The sequence below is a fragment of the Mesorhizobium sp. CA15 genome (assembly GCF_020165215.1).
In the GTDB taxonomy this organism is placed as follows: Bacteria; Pseudomonadota; Alphaproteobacteria; order Rhizobiales; family Rhizobiaceae; genus Mesorhizobium.
The window spans coordinates 116423-136654 of sequence record NZ_JAIUHQ010000014.1 but is presented as its reverse complement, the minus strand read 5'-3'; the positions used below and the strand labels follow the sequence as shown (position 1 = coordinate 136654).

25 protein-coding genes are annotated in these 20232 nt (G+C 64.1%); 11 read left to right on the top strand and 14 right to left on the bottom strand.

What is annotated here, in order from left to right; translation table 11 throughout:
• Positions 1 to 41: 41 nt before the first annotated feature.
• The 3 genes from LB515_RS21340 (at position 42) to LB515_RS21330 (ending at position 1404) form a co-directional block, all read left to right on the top strand.
• The gene (locus LB515_RS21340) at positions 42 to 452 is read left to right on the top strand and encodes a DoxX family protein (RefSeq protein WP_224708871.1); all 411 of its coding nucleotides are present in this window, start codon (positions 42 to 44) and stop codon (positions 450 to 452) included.
• A gap of 13 nt (positions 453 to 465) precedes the next feature.
• Positions 466 to 993 carry an SRPBCC family protein gene (locus LB515_RS21335; protein WP_095770015.1) on the top strand — a complete coding sequence of 176 codons (528 nt, stop codon included), beginning with the start codon at positions 466 to 468 and terminating at the stop codon, positions 991 to 993.
• Positions 994 to 1140: 147 nt separating this feature from the next.
• A complete protein-coding gene (locus LB515_RS21330) occupies positions 1141 to 1404 on the top strand; it encodes a YMGG-like glycine zipper-containing protein (protein WP_095770014.1) in 264 nt (87 codons plus the stop codon).
• Positions 1405 to 1481: 77 nt separating this feature from the next.
• Here the strand turns inward: LB515_RS21330 and rpsP are convergent, their stop codons facing one another.
• The 5 genes from rpsP to LB515_RS21305 form a co-directional block, all read right to left on the bottom strand.
• Positions 1482 to 1883, bottom strand: a complete 402-nt coding sequence (gene rpsP / locus LB515_RS21325; RefSeq protein ID WP_095770013.1) for a 30S ribosomal protein S16 — start codon at positions 1881 to 1883, stop codon at positions 1482 to 1484.
• A gap of 50 nt (positions 1884 to 1933) precedes the next feature.
• On the bottom strand, positions 1934 to 2260 hold the full coding sequence (locus tag LB515_RS21320; RefSeq protein ID WP_095770012.1) for a chorismate mutase: 327 nt from the start codon (positions 2258 to 2260) through the stop codon (positions 1934 to 1936).
• Positions 2261 to 2267: 7 nt separating this feature from the next.
• Positions 2268 to 3848 carry a signal recognition particle protein gene (gene ffh, locus LB515_RS21315; protein ID WP_140634947.1) on the bottom strand — a complete coding sequence of 527 codons (1581 nt, stop codon included), beginning with the start codon at positions 3846 to 3848 and terminating at the stop codon, positions 2268 to 2270.
• A 340-nt stretch (positions 3849 to 4188) separates the two neighbouring features.
• Positions 4189 to 5139 carry a CPBP family intramembrane glutamic endopeptidase gene (locus LB515_RS21310; RefSeq protein WP_224708870.1) on the bottom strand — a complete coding sequence of 317 codons (951 nt, stop codon included), beginning with the start codon at positions 5137 to 5139 and terminating at the stop codon, positions 4189 to 4191.
• A gap of 485 nt (positions 5140 to 5624) precedes the next feature.
• Complete coding sequence (locus tag LB515_RS21305) at positions 5625 to 6230, bottom strand: DUF1236 domain-containing protein (protein ID WP_095770009.1); 606 nt, start codon at positions 6228 to 6230, stop codon at positions 5625 to 5627.
• A 350-nt stretch (positions 6231 to 6580) separates the two neighbouring features.
• Here LB515_RS21305 and LB515_RS21300 point away from each other — a divergent pair, with 350 nt between their 5' ends.
• Together LB515_RS21300 and LB515_RS21295 are read left to right on the top strand one after the other, a co-directional pair.
• The gene (locus LB515_RS21300; protein ID WP_224708869.1) at positions 6581 to 7384 is read left to right on the top strand and encodes a lytic transglycosylase domain-containing protein; all 804 of its coding nucleotides are present in this window, start codon (positions 6581 to 6583) and stop codon (positions 7382 to 7384) included.
• A gap of 259 nt (positions 7385 to 7643) precedes the next feature.
• On the top strand, positions 7644 to 7931 hold the full coding sequence (locus LB515_RS21295; protein ID WP_224708868.1) for a GIY-YIG nuclease family protein: 288 nt from the start codon (positions 7644 to 7646) through the stop codon (positions 7929 to 7931).
• A 163-nt stretch (positions 7932 to 8094) separates the two neighbouring features.
• On the opposite strand, the gene LB515_RS21290 is transcribed toward LB515_RS21295, so the two are convergent.
• Positions 8095 to 9315, bottom strand: a complete 1221-nt coding sequence (locus LB515_RS21290) for an argininosuccinate synthase (RefSeq protein WP_224708867.1) — start codon at positions 9313 to 9315, stop codon at positions 8095 to 8097.
• 160 nt (positions 9316 to 9475) lie between these two features.
• Between LB515_RS21290 and LB515_RS21285 the strand changes: the two genes are divergently transcribed.
• Both LB515_RS21285 and LB515_RS21280 read left to right on the top strand, forming a co-directional pair.
• Positions 9476 to 10117: a LysE family translocator gene (locus tag LB515_RS21285; protein ID WP_224708892.1), complete on the top strand. Its 642-nt coding sequence runs from the start codon at positions 9476 to 9478 to the stop codon at positions 10115 to 10117.
• A 118-nt stretch (positions 10118 to 10235) separates the two neighbouring features.
• Positions 10236 to 10889: an outer membrane protein gene (locus LB515_RS21280; protein WP_224708866.1), complete on the top strand. Its 654-nt coding sequence runs from the start codon at positions 10236 to 10238 to the stop codon at positions 10887 to 10889.
• Here LB515_RS21280 and LB515_RS21275 read toward each other — a convergent pair.
• The 3 genes from LB515_RS21275 to rlmN all read right to left on the bottom strand — a co-directional run bounded on the left by LB515_RS21275 (position 10886) and on the right by rlmN (position 13334).
• Positions 10886 to 11509 carry a GNAT family N-acetyltransferase gene (locus LB515_RS21275; protein WP_224708865.1) on the bottom strand — a complete coding sequence of 208 codons (624 nt, stop codon included), beginning with the start codon at positions 11507 to 11509 and terminating at the stop codon, positions 10886 to 10888. The genes LB515_RS21280 and LB515_RS21275 overlap by 4 nt on opposite strands.
• 128 nt (positions 11510 to 11637) lie before the next feature.
• Positions 11638 to 12105 carry a hypothetical protein gene (locus tag LB515_RS21270; RefSeq protein WP_224708864.1) on the bottom strand — a complete coding sequence of 156 codons (468 nt, stop codon included), beginning with the start codon at positions 12103 to 12105 and terminating at the stop codon, positions 11638 to 11640.
• Positions 12102 to 13334, bottom strand: coding sequence for a 23S rRNA (adenine(2503)-C(2))-methyltransferase RlmN (gene rlmN, locus LB515_RS21265; protein ID WP_224532681.1), 1233 nt, complete (start codon positions 13332 to 13334; stop codon positions 12102 to 12104). Before rlmN ends, LB515_RS21270 begins: the two co-directional genes overlap by 4 nt.
• Before the next feature lie 366 nt (positions 13335 to 13700).
• On the opposite strand from rlmN, the gene LB515_RS21260 reads away from it, so the two are divergent.
• The gene (locus LB515_RS21260; protein ID WP_140546497.1) at positions 13701 to 14000 is read left to right on the top strand and encodes a hypothetical protein; all 300 of its coding nucleotides are present in this window, start codon (positions 13701 to 13703) and stop codon (positions 13998 to 14000) included.
• Positions 14001 to 14179: 179 nt separating this feature from the next.
• On the top strand, positions 14180 to 15529 hold the full coding sequence (locus tag LB515_RS21255; RefSeq protein WP_224708863.1) for a chloride channel protein: 1350 nt from the start codon (positions 14180 to 14182) through the stop codon (positions 15527 to 15529).
• 67 nt (positions 15530 to 15596) lie between these two features.
• Here the strand turns inward: LB515_RS21255 and LB515_RS21250 are convergent, their stop codons facing one another.
• The 3 genes from LB515_RS21250 to LB515_RS21240 form a co-directional block, all read right to left on the bottom strand.
• Positions 15597 to 16100 carry an invasion associated locus B family protein gene (locus LB515_RS21250; protein WP_224638171.1) on the bottom strand — a complete coding sequence of 168 codons (504 nt, stop codon included), beginning with the start codon at positions 16098 to 16100 and terminating at the stop codon, positions 15597 to 15599.
• Positions 16101 to 16357: 257 nt separating this feature from the next.
• Positions 16358 to 16720: a YkvA family protein gene (locus LB515_RS21245; RefSeq protein WP_224638170.1), complete on the bottom strand. Its 363-nt coding sequence runs from the start codon at positions 16718 to 16720 to the stop codon at positions 16358 to 16360.
• A gap of 612 nt (positions 16721 to 17332) precedes the next feature.
• Positions 17333 to 17626 carry a 4a-hydroxytetrahydrobiopterin dehydratase gene (locus LB515_RS21240; RefSeq protein WP_224638169.1) on the bottom strand — a complete coding sequence of 98 codons (294 nt, stop codon included), beginning with the start codon at positions 17624 to 17626 and terminating at the stop codon, positions 17333 to 17335.
• Between the two features lie 49 nt (positions 17627 to 17675).
• On the opposite strand from LB515_RS21240, the gene LB515_RS21235 reads away from it, so the two are divergent.
• Positions 17676 to 18191, top strand: coding sequence for a low molecular weight protein-tyrosine-phosphatase (locus LB515_RS21235; protein WP_224549610.1), 516 nt, complete (start codon positions 17676 to 17678; stop codon positions 18189 to 18191).
• Here the strand turns inward: LB515_RS21235 and thpR are convergent.
• On the bottom strand, positions 18098 to 18691 hold the full coding sequence (gene thpR / locus LB515_RS21230) for an RNA 2',3'-cyclic phosphodiesterase (RefSeq protein ID WP_095769997.1): 594 nt from the start codon (positions 18689 to 18691) through the stop codon (positions 18098 to 18100). The two genes, LB515_RS21235 and thpR, sit on opposite strands and share 94 nt — an antisense overlap.
• Positions 18692 to 18809: 118 nt before the next feature.
• Positions 18810 to 19454, bottom strand: a complete 645-nt coding sequence (locus LB515_RS21225; protein WP_224638168.1) for an arylesterase — start codon at positions 19452 to 19454, stop codon at positions 18810 to 18812.
• 82 nt (positions 19455 to 19536) lie between these two features.
• On the opposite strand from LB515_RS21225, the gene LB515_RS21220 reads away from it, so the two are divergent.
• The gene (locus LB515_RS21220; protein ID WP_224708862.1) at positions 19537 to 20232 is read left to right on the top strand and encodes an ABC transporter ATP-binding protein; all 696 of its coding nucleotides are present in this window, start codon (positions 19537 to 19539) and stop codon (positions 20230 to 20232) included.

The following is a 20232-nucleotide window of genomic DNA, read 5'->3' as shown; positions in this document are numbered from 1 at the left end:
TCGACCTCGGCAGAGGGATCGAACCATCAGGAGGAACACCCATGAGCATTTCCGAAGCCGTGCCTATCTCGAACGGCGCCTTGTGGACTGGGCGCGCGCTCAGCGCCGCCGTCGTCCTGTTCATGATCTTCGACGGCGTCATCAAGCTGCCGCCGCTGGATGTCGTCACCCGGACGATGGCCGAACTCGGCTGGCCGGCCGACGCCAATGTCGCGCGGCTGATCGGGGTCATCGGGCTGATCTCGACCGCGCTCTACGCATGGCCACGTACATCGGTGCTCGGCGCCATCCTGCTCACCGCCTATATGGGCGGCGCGATTTCGACCCATGTGCGGATCGGCAACCCGCTCTTCTCGCACACCTTGTTCGGCGTCTATCTCGGCATGATCCTGTGGGGCGGGCTCTACCTGCGCGACCAAAGGGTGCGCGCGCTGATCCCGTTCTCGCGATAGAGGAGCAAAAGAAATGTTTGCCACCATCCTCATCATCCTGGTCGTCATCGTCGCCGCGGTGCTGACCTATGCCGCGACCCGGCCGAACGATTTCGTCGTCACGCGTTCGGCCAGCATCAAGGCGCCGGCCGAGACGATCTTCCCGCTGATCAACGATTTCCGGCGCTGGCCCGAATGGTCGCCCTTCGAAAAACTCGACCCCGGCATGAGGCGCACGCTGTCCGGCGCCGAAAGCGGCAAGGGCGCGGCCTATGCCTGGGAAGGCAACTCCAAGGCCGGCAAGGGCCGCATGGAGATCACGAATTCGGTGCCGTCATCGCTGGTGTCGCTCAAGCTCGACTTCGAAAAGCCGTTCAGGGCCAACAACAGTGTCGACTTCACGCTTTCGCCGTCCGGCGAAGGCACGACCGTCACCTGGGCGATGCGCGGGGCAAGGCCCTTCATCGCCAAGCTGATGGGCCTGTTCATGAATTTCGACACGCTGATCGGCAAGGATTTCGAGGCCGGGCTCGGCAATCTGAAGCGCCTCGCGGAGCGCTGAAAACCATGAAGTTTTAACGAGTTGGCGTTCAGTGCTGCAGATCCGGCCGGGGCCTAGCCGGCCAATCTTCATCATTGCCGGGATCAATTTAGCTGTTTGTGAGTTTAGGGCATGGCGGCGAGGACGGCGCTTGAGAGAGGAACAGCAATGAAGAAAGCAATTACCATCCTGGTGCTGACGGTGGCCCTTGGCGCCTGCTCGCAAACGGAAAAGGGCGCTGCGATCGGTGGCCTGGGCGGTGCGGCGGTCGGTGCCGCAGTGGCGGGCGACCCTGTGCAGGGCGCGGTCGTGGGCGGCGCGGTCGGCGCAGTGGCCGGCGCGCTGATCGGCCATGCCAGCGAAGCCGGCCAGTGCCGCTATCGCGACCGTTACGGGCGTGTCTATGTGGCGCGCTGCCCGTCCGGCTATTGAGGTATCGGACCGAAAATCGAACAAAGAAAAACGGCGGGCCGATACCCGCCGTTTTCATAAGCGACGAAGAACCGTGATTACTCGGCGCTGGCCGCTTCAACCTCGGCCGGTGCGGCGCTCGCCGCGGCAGCCGCCGCAGCGGCGTCTTCCTGGGCCTTCTTCAGCAAGGCAGCGCGTTCCTGCGCCTTCTTGCCGGGCAGAGCCTTGTTCGGGTTCGAGCGGGCCTCGCGCTTGGCAATACCGGCCTCGTCGAGGAAGCGCAGCACGCGGTCGGTCGGCTGGGCGCCATGCGACAGCCAGTGCTTGACGCGGTCGGCGTCGACCTTGACGCGCTCGCCGTCCTTCGGCAGCAGCGGGTTCCACGAGCCGAGCGACTCGATGAAACGGCCATCGCGCGGCGAACGGGCGTCGGCGACGACGACGTGGTAGTAAGGACGCTTCTTCGAGCCCGCACGGGCCAGTCTGATCTTCAGTGCCATTTCTTTGTCTCCTAAAAGCTCTGATTTCGTTGATGAGTTTTCAGCTGGGTTCAGCCGGTTTTCGTCACGCCGTTGGCAGCGGCGATCTGTTCGTGGTGCCGGATCACTTCGCGGACGACGAAGTTGAGGAATTTCTCCGCGAAATCCGGGTCGAGATGCGCATCCTTCGCCAGCTGGCGAAGACGGGCGATCTGCTGCTGCTCGCGCGCCGGGTCGGCGGGCGGCAGGCCATGCTCGGCCTTCAGAACGCCGACCGCCTTGGTGCAGCGGAAGCGTTCGGCCAGCATATGGATGAGGGCGGCGTCGATATTGTCGATCGAAGCGCGGTAGCCGGCCAGGATGGCGCGTGCATCGGCCATGTCTTTCTCCTCGTTCATCGCCCCTTCACTTCTTCTTGCCCAAACCGGGCAGCCCGCCGCCGCCCAGGCCGGGGAGACCCGGAAGCTTCATGCCGCCGGGCAGGCCCGGCAGTCCGCCGCCACCGGGAAGCCCGCCGGGGAGGCCCTTGCCGAGGCCGGCGGCCTGCGCCTGCTTCTGCAGGGCCTCGAGCTGCTTGGGATCCATCTTAGACAGGTCGGGCATGCCGCCGCCGGGCATCATGCCGCCCAGCCCCATTTTCGAGGCGAGGCCGCCCATCATGCCGCGCATGAGGCCGCCGCCTTTGCCCTTGCCGCCCATCGCCTTCATCATGTCGGCCATGCCGCGATGCATCTTCAAGAGCTTGTTGATCTCGGCCGCGTCGGTGCCGGAGCCGGCGGCGATGCGCTTCTTGCGCGAGTGCTTGAGGATATCGGGGTTGGCGCGCTCGGCCTTGGTCATCGAGGAGATGATGGCGAGCTGGCGGCCGAACATCTTGTCGTCGAGGCCGGCGGCGGCCAGCTGGTCCTTCATCTTGCCCATGCCGGGCATCATGCCCATGATGCCGCCCATGCCGCCCATTTTCGACATCTGCTGAAGCTGCTGGGCGAGATCGTTCAGGTCGAACTTGCCCGACTGCATCTTTTTCGCCATCGCCGCCGCCTGCTCGGCGTCGATGGTCTCGGCGGCCTTCTCGACGAGCGAGACGATGTCGCCCATGCCGAGGATGCGGTCGGCGATGCGCTTGGGGTGGAATTCCTCCAGCCCGTCCATCTTTTCGCCGGTGCCGATGAGCTTGATCGGCTTGCCGGTGACGGCGCGCATCGACAGCGCCGCGCCGCCGCGGCCGTCGCCGTCCATGCGGGTCAGCACCAGGCCGGTGATGCCGACGCGTTCGTCGAAGCTTTTCGCCAGATTGACGGCGTCCTGACCGGTGAGCGAGTCGGCGACAAGCAGAATCTCGTGCGGGCTCGACACCTTCTTGATGTCGGCCATCTCGACCATCAGCGGCTCGTCGATATGGGTGCGGCCGGCGGTGTCGAGAATGACGACGTCATGGCCGCCGAGCCTGGCGGCCTGCACGGCGCGCTTGGCGATATCGACCGGGCTCTGGCCGGCGATGATCGGCAGCGTCGCGACCTTGGTCTGCTCGCCGAGCTGGCGCAGCTGCTCCTGCGCGGCGGGCCGCCGCGTGTCGAGCGAGGCCATCAGGACCTTCTTGTTCTGCCGCTCGGTCAGCCGCTTGGCGATCTTGGCCGAGGTCGTCGTCTTGCCGGAACCCTGCAGGCCGACCATCATGACGACCACGGGCGCCGGCGCGTTGAGGTCGACGGCTACGCCCTCGGCGCCGAGCATCTCGACCAGCTCGTCATGGACGATCTTGACGACCATCTGTCCGGGCTTGATCGATTTCAGCACCGCGGCGCCGACCGCCTTCTCGCGCACCTTGTCGGTGAAGGAGCGAACCACTTCCAGCGCGACATCGGCCTCGAGCAGCGCACGGCGCACCTCGCGCAAAGCCGCCGAGACATCCGCCTCGGACAGCGCGCCGCGGCCAGTCAGGCCGTTCAGGATGGAGCCAAGACGCTCCTGGAGGGATTCAAACATCTGCGGTCCTTGATCTCGGTGGGTTCGACCGAGAGGTAGTGCGTTCGCGCCGGGTCGCCAAGCAAAAGCGCAAAGCCAAAAAGCACCCGGGGGCGCATCGCGCTGCCGGGTGTTGGCCTCCAGGATCTCTTTACAGCACCCGCCTCAAAGAGGTTTCGGCGTCCTGGTCGGCTTTCGCGAAAGAAAACTCGTCGCGGAATTCAGCGGCTCTAGACAGGAAATCGGCCGCGGAGTCAAGGCCAACGCATGTCGCGCAAAAGTGCGCAGCGGTTTTGCGGCAACGACATGCGTCAAGAAACTATGCTGGAATCCCGGCCAAAACGCCGCCATTTGGGGCGTCTCATAGCGGACTTTGCCGGGTCGCCCCGACTCTAAGCGGCGAGCGCCGGTGCAAAAGCAGCAGCATCGTCACAAGCGTGCTGACGACGCCGATCGCGGCGATGAGAACGGCGTCCAGATTGGTCCAGCCGGGGCCTTCGAGAGGCTTGGCATTGAGCAGCGCGAAGGAATTGTAGGTCTCCTGGTGCGAGATCAGCAGGAAGCCGGTCAAGTTGTTGCCGAGATGGGCGCCGAAGCCGGCGCCGAAATTGCCGGTGACATAGACCAGGAGCGTGAGCAGCAGGGCGAATGTGCCGATCGAGATGAAGACACTGGCATTGATGGCCAGCGTCGAGGCCGTATTCCAGTGCAGCGACGTGAACAGCAGGCCCGGCAGCACCGCCCAGACCAGAGGACTCCTGTAGCGACGAGCGAGGGCGCGCAGCAGATAGCCGCGAAACAGCATTTCCTCCGACGAGGTCTGCAGGAATGCGAGCAGCGCGATCGGCGCCAGGAAGAGCAGCCAAGACGAGAGGGCGATCGGTCCGCGCGCGATCTCCGGCTGCAGCCAATAGAGCAGCACCTCGGAGAATAGCGAGGTGATCAGCACCGCGACCATGCCCTTGAGAAAATCGCCGCCAGCGATGCGGCGGGTAACGCCAAAGAGAGCCGACAGCGGCTCGCCATGCAGCAAGCGCATCGCCACCCACAGGCCGATCCAGATGCCGGCAAAGGAGCTCAGCGCGCTGAGGATGCCGACGGGCGATGCCAGGAAGTCCTGCATATACTGCCCGGTCGAGGGGCCGGGCAGGCGCCAGACGATGTAGACATAGGTGCCGGCAAACAGCACGATGGCCGTCGCCGCCATCCAGAAGGCAATGACGATTGCCGTGCCGAAGAACAGCCGCAGCAAATTGGTCTTTTCGTTCGGCGAGCGGCGATAGCGCTCGAAGGCGGCATTTTCGATCGTCACGCGGCTCCCCTGCCGAAGGCTTTCGGCTGTATTGTGTAGGAGGTCGGTGGTTACCGCGCGATTACCTTGCTTTAGCCGGGACTGACTGGATCGCGTTGAGGGCACGAACATCAAATTCGTACCACGGAACACTAACGCGCGATCACGACGGTAGGAGATTAGCTGGAACGCCCATCTCGTCGTCATCCACGGGCGGAGCAAGGAGCGAAGCGACGCGGCAGACCCGAGGATCCATTCCGTTACTTCCGAGCGTTGCCACAGTGCAGAATTCTGCCCCGCTGCGCTCTTCGGCCGGGGTCACGGAATGGATCCTCGGGTCTACGCGTCCGCTTCGCTTCCGCTCCGCCCGTGGATGACGAAGTTCGGACGCTTCGGCCAATCCCAAACGTGTGCATTGAACGCAGGCAAGCCGGCTGAGCCGTCAGCACGGAAAAGAAACGGCCGCCATCGCCGGCGGCCGCTCGTCTGACGACGATCAAGCCCGATCAGCGCATCACATAGACGATGCGCCGCGTGCCGGGGTCGACCAGCGCCGGCTGGTTGTTCACATAGACATAGCGATACCGGTAATCGGGGATCTCGCGCAGCTCGACCGTGTCGGGCAGCGTGGCTCCGGTCACCACCTCGCCCTCGAGATAGACCGGGTCGACCCGGTGCGTGGTGACATAGGTGCCGACCTCGGCCGGCGGTCTGCCGATCGACTCGATGGCATCGTCGCCGGGAACGATGGCGCCGGTGTAGCTGTCCGTGGTGTAGATGTTATCGGTCGGCGGCGACACGACGGCGATGCCGGCATTGGCCGGCCGGCGTGTCAGCACGACGCGGCTGCCGCCGAAATCGCCCGTCACATAGTCGGAATAGACCCAGCCATTGCCGCCCGCTTCGGCGATCGTGCACCATTTGCTGTTCGCGATACAGCCGGTGAGCGTTGCCGACTGGCCGGCGGCCAGCACGCCAATCACGGGATATTGCGGGCCGGGGCCGGCGCGCACATTGAGATCGGCCACCGCCGAGACGGCAGTGTCGGCCAAGGCCGTGCCCGACATGGCGAACAGCGCGCCGGCAAGCGCCGGAAACAGTACGCGTTTCATGTTTTCACTCCGTTTTTCCACGCTCCCTCGCGGTCGGAAACGAAACCAAGGCTTATGCGTTCCGGTTAAAGCGCCTTTCGGCCGCTCACGAATTGTTCCATGATTTCTCGGGTTTCCGGTCAAAAGGGCGTGAGCTCTTTAGCCGCGGCACGTCCCGCCGGACCGGCGCCAATGATCACGACATCAACGGCTTTCATGAGGCAGGCCCCACACCTGATGGCCGATCGCAGGCTATTGCCCTTCTTTCGCCAGTGTCGGGTGTCATGTCCCCCTGCGAGGACGGTGACAACCGGGCGTTTCGCTGCCAAATTCGCAGCCGGGACGTGATTCAAGGCAACCAGGAGAAGGACATGGCATTTTTTGCCAAAAGAAGAATTTTCGCGGCCGCCGCGGCGGTGGTGACAATGCTGGGGCTGGCGACAGGCGCCGAAGCCGCGGCCAGCTGCGGCAAGAACGGCGCCGGATTCGACGCCTGGAAGCAGGACTTTGCCGCCGAGGCCAAGGCCAACGGCGTCGGCCAAAGGGGGCTTTCGGCGCTGGAGGGGGCGACCTACGCGACAAGGACGATTTCGGCCGATCGCGCCATCCACAAGGCTTTCAGCGGCTCGGTGGAGGCTTTCATGAAACGCCGCGGGGCGTCCGCGATCATCTCGAGAGGCCGCGCGCTGAAGAAGGCCAACGCGGCGATGTTCGCCGATATCGAGCGGACCTATGGCGTGCCGCCGGGCGTGCTGCTCGCCATCTGGGGCATGGAAACCGGCTTCGGCGCCTCGATGGGCAACCAGAACACGGTGTCGGCCATCCTGACGCTCGCCTATGACTGCCGCCGCCCGGACTATTTCACCCCGCACGCCATCGCGGCGCTGAAGCTGGTCGATCGCGGCGCGCTGAGCGCCTCGTCGGTTGGCGCCATGCATGGCGAGATCGGCCACACCCAGTTCCTGCCCGGAAACGTGCTGAAATATGGCGTCGGCAGCGGCAACCTGCGCGACCGCAATACGGCGCTGGCTTCCACCGCCAACTATCTCAAGGCGCATGGCTGGCAGGCCGGCGCGAGCTACGAGGCCAATATGGGCGCGATCGCGGGCTGGAACTCGGCCAGCGTCTACCAGCAAGCCATCGCTCGTATCGCCGAGGCGATTGACGCGGATTGATCGAGGTCGTCATTCCACGGAAAAGCTCGGCCAAGAGCCGGGCTTTTTTGTTTGTGGAGATTGGCGAAAGCCGGGAAAATGGGGATCACTTCCCTCGGGGCGCCTTGGGGCCTCGCGGAGCGACCTGTGCTTCGTCATTCTAGGGCGGAGCAAGGAGCGGAGCGACGCGCGCAGACCCTAGAATCCATGCCGTGGCATTGGCCCTAGAATGCTGCGGTCCAGAATAGGCGCCGATGGCTGCGCCAGCTAGGATCGCCAGATGACCGGCTATGTCTACATGACTGCTAGCCAGAAAGGGGGCACGATCTATATCGGTGTCACCAACGACCTTGCTCGCCGGATGCCTGAGCATAAGTCCGGCCAAGGCTCCGGCTTTACCAGCCGCTACGGCGTGCAGCGTCTGGTCTGGTACGAAGAATATTTCGACATCACCGATGCCATTCAGCGTGAGACGTCACTGAAGCGGTGGCCACGGCAATGGAAGATTGAACTGATCGAGAAGACCAATCCGGAATGGTTCGAGCTGTTTCGCGGGGTTGGCTGGTGAGCGTTCTGAGCCGTGGTAGCTCTCAACCGTCACGGCATGGATTCTAGGGTCTTCGCGCGTCGCTTCGCTCCTTGCTCCGCCCTAGAATGACGAAGGACAGGTTGGCGGGACAGCACCCCCTCTGCCCCACAGGACATCTCACCCGTAGGGGAGATCCGCAATTTCAGCGACGGTTCCTTGCCGCGAGCGTCCTGAGGCGCAGCCCGTTCAGCCGGATAAAACCCTCGGCATCCTTCTGGTCGTAGGCGCCGCGGTCGTCCTCGAAGGTGACCAGCGCATCCGAGTAGAGTGTCTTCTTCGACTTGCGGCCGGTGACGATGACATTGCCCTTGTAGAGCTTCAGCCGCACCGTGCCTTCGACGTCTTCCTGGCTCTTGTCGATCATCGCCTGCAGCATGACGCGCTCAGGCGAGAACCAGAAGCCGTTGTAGATGAGCTCGGCATAGCGTGGCATGAGCTCGTCCTTGAGGTGAGCGGCGCCCCGGTCGAGCGTGATCGATTCGATCGCGCGGTGGGCGGCGATCAGGATGGTGCCGCCGGGCGTCTCGTAGACGCCGCGCGACTTCATGCCCACAAAACGGTTCTCGACCAGATCGAGCCGGCCGATGCCGTTGTCGCGGCCGAGGTCGTTGAGCGCCGCCAGCATGGTGGCCGGCGACAGCTTCTTGCCGTTGAGCGCGACAGGATCGCCCTTGAGGAACTCGATCTCGATCTCGGTGACGACATCGGGCGCATCCATCGGCGAGACGGTGCGCTGATGCACGAATTCCGGCGGCTCGCTCCACGGATCCTCCAGCACCTTGCCCTCGGATGAGGAGTGCAGGAGGTTGGCGTCGACCGAGAACGGGGCGTCGCCGCGCTTGTCCTTCGGCACCGGGATCTGATGCTGCTCGGCGAAGTTGAGAAGGTCGGTGCGCGACTTGAACGACCAGTCGCGCCACGGCGCGATGACCTTGATGTCGGGGTTCAGAGCATAGGCCGAAAGCTCGAAGCGGACCTGGTCGTTGCCCTTGCCGGTGGCGCCATGGGCAATGGCGTCGGCGCCGGTTTCCCTGGCGATCTCGATCAGATGCTTGGAGATCAGCGGCCGAGCGATCGAGGTGCCGAGCAGGTAGGTGCCTTCATAGACGGTGTTGGCGCGGAACATCGGGAAGACGAAGTCGGCGACGAATTCTTCGCGCACGTCGACGATGCGGATGTCCTTGATGCCCATCATCTCGGCCTTGCGGCGCGCCGGCTCGAGTTCTTCACCCTGGCCGAGATCGGCGGTGAAGGTAATGACCTCGGCGCCGAGCTCGGTCTGCAACCATTTCAGGATGATGGAGGTGTCGAGGCCCCCGGAATAGGAGAGCACGACTTTCTTGACGTTCTTGAACTTGGACATTTTGGCGGTTCCGCGGGAAAATAGCTTCGCGGGCGAGGTATCACGGCCTTTCCGGGCGGCGCAAGAGACGAAGGTGAGCAGGAGAACCCCATCGCCGCGGCTGGCGCGACTGGGGCAGCCGCGTTATAAACTCGCAAACCATCACGACACCGGGCCTTCCATGTCCTTCATTCCCGACACTTCGACGCTCATCCAGTTCGCCATCGCCACCGTCATCCTGGCGATCACGCCTGGGCCGGACATGACGCTGTTCGTGTCGCGCACGCTGAGCCAGGGCCGCGCCACCGGCTTCGCCTCCATGGCCGGCGCGCTCTGCGGCACGCTGATCCACACCACGCTGGTGGTGGTCGGCATCTCGGCGCTGATCGTCGCCTCGCCGATGGCCTTCTTCGTCTTGAAGATTTTTGGCGCCGGCTATCTGGTGTTCCTGGCTTTTCAAGCGGTGACGAAAGGCTCGGCCTTCTCGCCGGAGAAGAGGACGGGACCGCAGGTTTCGCTGTTCCGCAGCTGGGCGGCCGGGCTCGGGGTCAACCTGCTCAACCCCAAGATCATCCTGTTCTTCATGACCTTCCTGCCGCAATTCGTGTCCGCGCACGATCCGAACGCGTCCGGAAAACTGCTCTTCCTCGGCGTGATGTTCATCGTGCTGTCGATCCCGGTGACGGCGCCGATGGTGCTGGCGGCGGAGAAATTTTCGGCGGCGATGAAGGCAAGCCCGCGGGTGACGCGCGTGGTCGACTATCTGTTCGGCGGCGTGTTCTCGGCCTTCGCGCTCAAGATCCTGACCGCGCAGGCGAAGTAGGGCGTTAGCCATCGCGTAAAATTCGCCGGCGCTGTTGCATTGCTGCCCTTGCCCCCAGGATTCTGCCCACCTAGAAGATTCGCTAGGGCATATTGGGGGACTAATGAAGAGCTTACTCTTGGCATCCGTTGCCGTGATCGGGCTGGTCTGCGAGGCCAGCGCGCAGGAGGCGACCTATAACTGGTCGGGATCTTATGTCGGCGTGGAGGGCGGCTATGCCCACTCCTCCGTCGATTTCGATGCCGACACGACAAACTTCGACGGCAGCCATCAAAAGGATGGTTATCTCGGCGGCATCTATGCCGGGCACGATTGGCAGAGCGGGGACTTCGTTTACGGCGTCGCCGGCGATTTCGATTTCGTCGGCATGCACGACACAAAATTCGGCCACCTAGACCTTCTCGGCAAGGGCGAAGCCTATACTTACGACGTCGACTGGGTCGCGACGGCGAGGCTGAGAGCCGGTTACACGCCGACCGACCAACTCCTTGCCTATGTCACCGGCGGCGTGGCTGCCGGGCATTTTCAGGCAACTTCCTATGACCGTTCCATTTTTGCGCCAGTCGGGTCAACTGCGGATTTTTCAGGCGTGAAGGTGGGCGGCGTGATCGGCTTGGGCGCGGAGTATGCACTCGCGCCGAACTGGTCCTTGAAAGGGGAATACCTCCACTACGCATTCGACAAGATCGAACCTGGGCCGGGTGGCACGGCTGGCGCGAGCTTCCGACCGTCCCTCGATACAGTAAAATTCGGCGTAGCGTACCGTTTTTAGGGCAGTTTTTGGGTCGGGAGACCTGGGCCGGCGAAGGGTCGAACCATGCCGGCCGCCTCCAAGGCGCGAACGCGTTCGTCATATTCTTCCAATGTCAGCGCGTAGAGCATCTGGTCGAGGCGCTTGCCGGTCCGGCCATCTATGCGATGAGCCCGCAACGTGCCTTCCAGCCGCAATCCGAAACGTTCGCACACGGCGATAGCCGCGGCGTTACGCGCCAGCGGCTGAAAGGTCACCTTCTCGAGCTTTCGCTCGCGAAAGAAATGCCTGAGCAGAACGGCAGATGCCTCAAAGGCAACATTCCTACCCCGGTTCTCCGGATCGCCGATAATCAAGTGCAACGAGCCGAGCCGGTGCCGGAGATCGACCTCCATGACGGCCAGGCCGAGCGGCTGGCCGTCTGGCAGACCGAGGATCGTCATGAGATTGCGCTTCAGATTATCGAAGCTGGCGACATAGGCCCGGAAGGCATCGAGGCCCATCGCTTTTTGCGGCGCGTTCAATCCTTCCATGACGGCGGGATCGGCTAGCCAAGCTGCGATCTCGGGTGTCACATCCGCCGGCCTGAGCGTGCGGATTCGGATCTTGTCGCTCCAGCGGTCGACAAAGACGGGTCTCAATCCCTGTGCTGCAAGGGGCGTGACGAGGGGCTTGGCGCCCGGTTGCGGCATCTTCGGCATGGTCCAGTGATGCGGGAGCATCGAACCGGGGTCAAGCCGGAGTTTGGCTCAGTTGATCCGGGAGCAGCCTACCGCTCCAGGTCGAGCAGCGCCTCACGGCGCCAGCTTCCGGCCCAGCGGCCGGCGGAGAGCCAATAGAAGATGCCGCCGACCATGCCGGCGCCGATCACCGCCAATCTGGCATTGGTTTCGGTGACATCGAAATCGGCGTCGCCCCCATTGTGCACGAAGCCGAGGAAAACGAGTGCGATGACGGCGCCGCCCAGCGCGTAGAACAGCCAGTCGCGCCGGCCGAGCACTTCGGCGGTCAAAATGACGACCGCCGCCGGCATGAAGGCGAAATAGGCGACGAACAGCGCCACGAAAGGCACCGAGAAATAGAGCGAGGCGGTCGCCGTCGGCTCCGGATCGGCCGGGGTGTAGCCCAGATGCGCCAGGACCAGGATGTTGAGGAAGGCGCTCGCCGCCAGCGAGCCGACGACATAGCCGATCAGGATGACGGCGAAGCGAATGAGGTAGGCGATGATGCGCCTCACGCCTCGCCGTGTCCCGCGATCATCATGGCTTCGAGCGCCAGCCGGTCAACCTTGCGCATGCGCTCGGACTCCGACTTCAGCTGGCCGCAGGCGGCGAGGATATCGCGGCCGCGCGGGGTGCGGATCGGCGAAGCATAGCCGGCATTGTTTATATAGTCGGCAAACTTTTCGATCGTTTCCCAGTCCGAGCACTGGTAGTTGGTGCCCGGCCACGGGTTGAACGGGATCAGGTTGATCTTGGCCGGAATGCCTTTGAGCAGCTTGACCAGCGCCTTGGCGTCGTCGAGGGAATCGTTGACATCCTTCAGCATCACATATTCGAAGGTGATGCGCTTGGCATTGGAGAGGCCGGGATAAGCCTTGCAGGCGGCGATCAGTTCCTTCAGCGGGAACTTCTTGTTGATCGGCACCAGCAGGTCGCGCAGGTCGTCATTGGTGGCGTGCAGCGAGATCGCCAACATCACGCCGATCTCCTCGCCAGTGCGGAAGATTTCCGGCACCACGCCGGAGGTCGAAAGCGTGATCCGCCGCTTCGACAGCGACAGCCCGTCGCCGTCGGAGGCGATCAGCAGCGCCTTCTTCACCGCCTCGAAATTATAGAGCGGCTCGCCCATGCCCATCATGACGATGTTGGATACCTTGCGGCCCTCGGCCGGCACGATGGCGCCGTCCGGCGTGTCGCGGTCGGGGAAGTCGCCGAGGCGGTCGCGCGCGGTGAGCAGCTGGGCAAGGATCTCCTCGGCTGTGAGGTTGCGCACCAGCTTCTGCGTGCCGGTGTGGCAGAAGGAGCAGGTCAGGGTGCAGCCGACCTGGGAGGAGATGCAGAGCGTGCCGCGGCCTTCCTCGGGAATGTAGACGGTCTCGATCTCAACGGGCCGGCCGGCGCCGCGCGGCGGAAAGCGGAACAGCCATTTGCGCGTGCCGTCGGCAGAGATCTGCTCCTCGACGATTTCGGGCCGGGCGACGGTGAAATGCTTGTCGAGCTCGGCGCGCAGGTCCTTGGAGATGTTGAACATATGGGCGAAGTCGGAAACGCCGCGCACATACATCCAGTGCCAGAGCTGCTGCGCGCGCATTTTTGCCTGGCGCTCGGGCACGATGCCGGCGCCGACAAGCGCCTCGCCGAGCTCGGCACGGGTCAGGCCGATCAGCGACGGCTTCTCGGCCGGCGCTGCGCGGCGCAAGGCATCACGTGCGCCTTCGGCGGTAAGATCAAGCGAAATGGTCATGGTGGCGCCAATATAAGCGATTTGCGGCCGATTTCAGCATCGGCCGCCAGGAAGCGCGGCGCATAGCACAGCCCGGCGCCGGAGTCATGCGCCCCGCTTTCCTTCTCCCATTGTGGGAGAAGGTGGCCGAGCGAAGCTCGGTCGGATGAGGGGTGCTCCAGCGGAGTGAGGCGTTGGTGTTCACTGGAACACCCCTCATCCGTCTCGGCGCTGCGCGCCGATCCACCTTCTCCCACAGGGGGAGAAGGCCGCGACTGGCGATGGCCCTTGAAAACAGATCACATCTTCGTGTTGGCGTAACCAATCGAAGCGCATCCGCGAACCTGAAAGGGGCGACCATGCCCCTCAACAATGGGAGTTGTTCAAATGCACTCGATCAAGTTCGCACTCATTGCCGGCCTCGCCGGTCTTTGCGCCTCGCAGGCCCTTGCCGAGGATACGATGGGCGCCATGACGATGATGAAGGGCGGACAGGTCACCGCGATCATGCCGGACGGCCACATGGGCACCATGATGCCGGACGCCAAGATGAGCGCCGAGATGATGAAGATGGCCAAGCCGATCAAGCATTGCATGATGATGATCACCGACGCCAAGGGCAAGGCCTACATGGTCGACACGTCGACCAAGAAGGCCCAGGCCGAATGTGAAAAAATGGCGATGTGACATCGCCGATCCTGCGTGCCGACCTCCCCGCCGGCCGGTGTGCCGGCGGGGTATCCGCCATCCGGCAACGTCCCCTTGAGCACTGCTCCTCGACCTGACTGACATGGCGTCGGGCTCGCCCTCGCGGGTTGATCGACCCGGCGAGTGTGCTAGGGCGGGTAACCATCACGAGGACGGTCATGGCCGGCATATCCCGAAAATACCGCATGCTGCGGCGTTCCCACGCCATGTGGATGTCGCGGCGCGTCTGGCAGCCGCGCCTCGTCTTCTGGGCCGGCGCCATCTCGATCGGCCTGATCAGCGTCCTGTTCGCCCTGCTCGCCGACCGGGCGCAGGCCCTGTTCCATCTCATGACGGGCAATGACGGCGGCTGGCGCTTCTATCTGCCGCTCGTCGTGGCGCCGCTCGGTTTCGTCCTTTGCGCCTGGCTCGCGCATTCCTTCTTTCCGGGCTCGCAAGGCAGCGGCATTCCGCAGGCGATCGCGGCGCGGCATCTGCGCGACGAGGAAGACCGCAGCCGGATCCTGTCGCTGAGGCTGGTGGTGGGCAAGATCGCGCTCACCATCGTCGGCCTCGCCTGCGGCGCCTCGATCGGGCGCGAAGGCCCGACAGTGCAGGTCGGTGCTTCGCTGATGCTGCAGGCGGCGCGCTGGGGCGGGATGGCGCAGGCGCGCGGCCTGATCCTGGCAGGCTCCGCCGCCGGCATCGCCGCTGCCTTCAACACGCCGCTTGCCGGCATCGTCTTCGCCATCGAGGAAATGGGCCGGGCCTACGAGGCGCGCACCAACGGGCTGGTGCTGACGGCGGTGATCCTGGCTGGCCTCGCCTCGCTCGGGCTGCTCGGCAACTACACCTATTTCGGCGTCGCCAGGGACACGGTCGCCTTCGCCACGGACTGGCCGCTGGTGCTCGCCTGCGGAATCATCGGCGGCGGTGTCGGCGCGCTGTTCTCGCTCTCGGCGCTGAAAGTCATGCGCCGCATCCGGCGCTGGAACGCGCTGCAGCCGCTGCCGCGCACGCTGGTCGTGGCGGCTGTCTGCGGCCTGGTCGTCGCCGCGATCGGCATCGCCTCCGGAGGATCGACCTTCGGCACCGGTTATGTGCAGGCGCGCGGCGCGATCGAAGGCACGCCGCTGCCGGCCTTCTTCTTCGTCGAGAAGTTCGCAGCCGGCCTCTTGTCGATGGTGTCGGGCATTCCCGGCGGCCTCTTCGCGCCGTCGCTGGCGGTGGGCGCGGGGCTGGGCAGCACGCTCGGCCTGGTCTTCGGCACGGCCACCGGCACGGCGGCGCTGCTCGGCATGGCCGGCTATTTCGCTGGCGTCGTGCAGGCGCCGATGACGGCCTTCGTCATCATTCTCGAGATGACCGGCAACCACGACAATGTGATCGCGCTGATGTGCGCGTCGATGCTGGGCTACGGCACGGCGCGGCTGATCTCCAACGAGCCGCTCTACCATGCGCTGTCGCGCGTCTTCATCGCCGAGGCGATCCGGCGGCGCAGGGCGCAGCCAGAGCCGGCGCAGGGCTGAGCGCCAGCCCAAGCAAAAGGCCGGGCATGATGTCCGGCCTTGCGTCAGGTTCGAATGCGGTTCCCGCCTATTTGCACTTGGCGATCGAGGCCAGCGCGGCCGAGATGCCTTTCAGCGAGAAGACGTAGGAAGTTGGATTGCCGCGGCCGGACTTGGCCTGCACCTTCATGTCGGAACCGGTCTTCATGGCGGCGATCAGCACCGGCTCTTCCGCCGCGTTCTCGACCCAGGCCGACTTGCCGCGGGTGAACATCGAGAAGCTCTTCTTGTCGATGGTGACGGTGGCCTTCGAGCCTTCCTGGAAGTTGTAGCCCGCGATGAACTGCGGCTCGTAGGAGACTTGCTGTCCGGGACGCTGGCTGACGAAGAAGAACATGTCGCCATGGTCGAGCGACGGCGGCTGCTTGTCGGTGGGCACGGTCAGCACATAGCAGACCTTGCCGGCGGCCGACTGATAGCTGTAGGTGCCCCAGGCATTGTGCTGGCCGATCTTGGTCGCCTGCTGCGCCAACGCCGGCGCCGCCGAGGCCGCCAGGACCAGGCAGGAAACTATAGCAATCAATCCGCGCATCGTTCTTCCCGTATTCCAAATGGAGCGGAGGCGGGCCGCGTGGCGTCCTGCCGTCGCTTCATTTTGATTTAATCAGGGTTACCAAACGGTGAATTGTCCTTGAAGAAAAGGAACCCACCCCAGGAAACCGCCACCATCCGAGCCGCCATCGTGGATTGATGCCGGCGCGACGTCCCGGCGCGGAGTTGGATGCCACGAAAACGGCAAGAGTTTGTCTTTTCGTCCGCGCCGATTTGCGGGCCTGAAGCGAGCCGGGATCAGCTCTTGTCCGCCAGCGCGGCTTTGGCGGCCTGTCTGTGGGCAGGCGTGATATGCGCGCTGACGGCGGTGATCGCCGCGGTCAGCACGGCAAGGTCGTCGGTGAAGCCGAGGCCGACGACGAAATCGGGAATGAAATCGAACGGCAGGACGAAATAGCCGAGCGCGCCGAGCAGGGTGGCCTTGGCGCGCAACGGCGTGTCCCTGTCCATGGCGCAATAATAGGCGGCGACAACCTCGTCCATGAACGGAATCTGCCGCGCCGCCTTCTTGGCGGTGCGCCAGAATTTTTCGCGGACCTCGCCTTCGCCGGCGAGCTTGTCGCCGAAGCCGAAGAAATCGAAACCGGTACCTTGCGCCATCAATCGCTCCTTGGCGGTCGCGTGCATCGTTGCGGGCGGCTCGCCGCGGGAAAATGTGGTGAAAGCGGGAGGCGGCTACAAGAGTTTAGGAGGCGCGCCGACCTGAAAATCGAACTCGCAACAATAACCAGCGTGGCAATCGCCTCAGTGTGGTGGTTGGCCAAGGCATCCCTCCGATCGTCATCCACGGGCGGAGCAAGGAGCGAAGCGACGCGCGCAGACCCGAGGATCCATTCCGTGACATACGAGCGCCGCTCACGGTGCAGAATTCTGCTCCGCTGCAATTCTCGGCAAAGGTCACGGAATGTCGCTTCGCTCCTTGCTCCGCCCTGGAATGACGAAGCCAGGCTGCTTACGGTGCAGAATCCTGCTTCGCTGCATTCCTCGGCCAAGATCACGGAATGGCCAAGGTCACGGAATGGATCCTCGGGTCTGCGCTCCGCTTCGCGTCGCTTCGCCCGTGGATGACGAGGTTGAGAGGCTTTGGCCAATCGCGAACGTTCGCCATGATCTGCACCGCCGCGACGCTCGTAGGTCACGGAATGGATTCCAGGGTCTACGCGCGTCGCTTCGCTCCTTGCTCCGCCCTGGAGTGACGAAGTCCGCTCGCTCTCAGCCGAAATACACGTTCATCCGCTTGGCGAGCTCGATATCGAGCGCCGTGACGCCGCCCGCGTCATGCGTGTTCAGCGTCACGTCGACGGTCTTGTAGACATTCGACCAGTCCGGGTGATGGTCCATCTTTTCGGCCGCCAGCGCCACGCGCGTCATGAAGGCAAAGGCCTCGGAGAAATTCTTGAAGACGAAGCTGCGCTTGATGGAGGCGCCGTCGGCGGCGAGCGACCAGCCCTTAAGCTCCGCAAGCGCGGCGACGATCGCTTCCTTATTGAGTTTTTCCCTGTTCATGTCCGGTCCCTGTGCTATTCGCAGATGATCCAACCATAGCGCCGGATCGATGAGCGCAAAGCCCATAAAATCCATTCTGTTCGTCTGCCTTGGCAACATCTGCCGCTCGCCGCTGGCCGAGGGCGTGTTCCGCGCCGTCCTGACCGAGCAAGGCAAAGACCAGGGTCTGGTGATCGATTCGGCCGGGACGGGCGGCTGGCATGCCGGCCAGGAGCCGGACCGGCGCTCGATCGCTGTGGCGGCAAGGCACGGCGTCGACATTTCAGGGCAGCGGGCGCGCAAGGTGCTGCCGGAGGATTTTTCGCGGTACGACCTGATTCTCGGCATGGACCGGGCGAATGTGCGCGACCTCAAGGCGCTGGCGCCGCAGGCCGCGCACGACCGCATCCATCTCTATCTGGATTTTGCCACGGGAAAGGCCGTGGACGTTCCCGATCCCTATTACGACGGCGCCGAGGCCTTCGCCTCGGTCTACCGCATGATCCGCGAGGCGTCGGATGCGCTGGCGAAGCGGCTTGGGGCCAGCGCTTCGCCGACCAGCGGCCAGGCTTCCTCGACGATGTAGGGGCCGCCGCCGACCGAATCGCGCGACGACATCAGGACGAAGCGGCCGACGCGGAAGGGCAATGCCGCGAAATTGCCGCGCGCCGAAAGATATTGCGCGACATCGAGCGGGCTCCCATTGCGCAGCCGCGCCAGCGTCACATGCGGCGAAAACTTGCGTGGGTCGGCCGGCAGGCCGAGCCGCTGGCAGATGCGGTCGATCTCGCCCTGCAGCGCCGTCAGGTCGGGCGAGGCCGACACGCCGGCCCACACCGCATGCGGCTTCTTGCCGCCGAAGGCGCCGACCCCGGAGAGCGTCATCTGGAAAGAGGGGCGGTCGACCCTGTCGAGGGCGTTGGCGATTTCGTCGGCGACATGGCCCTCGACATCACCGATGAAGCGCAGCGTCAGGTGGTAGTTTTCGACATCGATCCAGCGCGCTCCGGGCAGCCCGCCGCGGAGCAGGGACAAAGAGAGTGCGGCATCACGCGGAATTTCGAGGGCGGTGAAAAGACGTGGCATGTAAAGCCTCCTGTCCTCGAATCGAAACTCTCGTTCCTAGCGAATCATCGATATTGGCGCGGGGCAAGCGGTTTGTTGTCCACAAAGTTTCCCCAGCGGAAAGCGTGGCATTACGGACTCATGATGGCCCCCCATTGTCGGCGATCGCCTTTTCCACAACAGGCATGATGCGCTCAACCATGACATCGACCCCCTTGGGATTGGGGTGCAGGCCGTCTTCGAGCTGGCGGTCGGGATGGCCGGCGACGCCGTCGAGAAAGAACGGATAGAGCGGAACGCGGTATTTTTCGGCAAGCCGCGGATAGATGGCATCGAAGGCTTTCTGGTAATCGGCGCCGAGATTGGGCGCGGCGCGCATGCCGGCGAGAAGCGCCGGGATGTTGCGCTGCTTCAGCTTGCCCAGCATCGCGTCGAGGTTCTTTTCGGCGATCTCAGGCGAGACGCCGCGCAGCATGTCGTTGGCGCCGAGCTCGAGGATCACCAGCCTTGTGCCGTCCGGCACCGACCAGTCGAGCCGCGCCAGCCCGCCGCTCGATGTGTCGCCCGACACGCCGGCATTGGCGACGGCGACGTCGAGGCCCTTTGCCTTCAGAGCCGCTTGCAGCCTGTCGGTGAAACCCTGGCCGGGGCCAAGGCTAAAGCCAGCCATCAGGCTGTCGCCGAAGCCGACGATGGTGAAGGTGGCGGCGCGCGCCGGCGAAATGGCGCCGCAAAGGGCGAGGAAAAGGATGAGGGCTGCGGCAGAACGGTGTTTGAATGCCATGCGGCGAGCCCCATATGACCGAAACAACCCAACGAAGGAGACACAGACCGTCTCCTTTTTTCACATATAGGGCACTTTCATTGTGACAGAAGCCGTCATCGCGCTGAGGGACGTATCGCTGACGCTCGGCGAGGGCGCGTCCTCCGTCCATGTGCTGAAGGGTGTGAGCCTCGACGTGGCGGCCGGCGAAGCCACCGGCATTGTCGGTCCGTCGGGCTCCGGCAAGTCCACGCTGCTGATGGTCCTTGCCGGGCTGGAAAGAGTCGATTCGGGCACCGTCCGGATCGCCGGCGAGCTGATCAATAACAAAAGCGAGGATCAGATTGCTTCGTTTCGGGGGCGAAACATCGGCATCGTGTTCCAATCCTTCCATCTCATCCCCAACATGACGGCGCTGGAAAATGTCGCCGTGCCGCTGGAGCTCGCCGGCCATACTGATCCGTTCGGGGTGGCCGCGCGGGAGCTCGCGGCGGTCGGCCTGAGCGACCGCGTGACGCATTATCCGGGAGAGCTTTCCGGCGGCGAGCAGCAGCGCGTGGCGATCGCGCGGGCGCTGGCGCCGTCGCCGCGCATCCTCATCGCCGACGAGCCGACCGGCAACCTCGACCAGGTGACGGGAAAGCAGATCGCCGATCTCCTGTTCGCCAAGGCGGCGGAGCGCGGCATGACGCTGGTGCTGGTGACGCATGATCCGGCGCTGGCCGGGCGTTGTGCGCGCCAGGTCTCGATGCGTTCGGGGCGGATCGAGGATGCGCCTTTGCTCAAAGTGACGGCATAG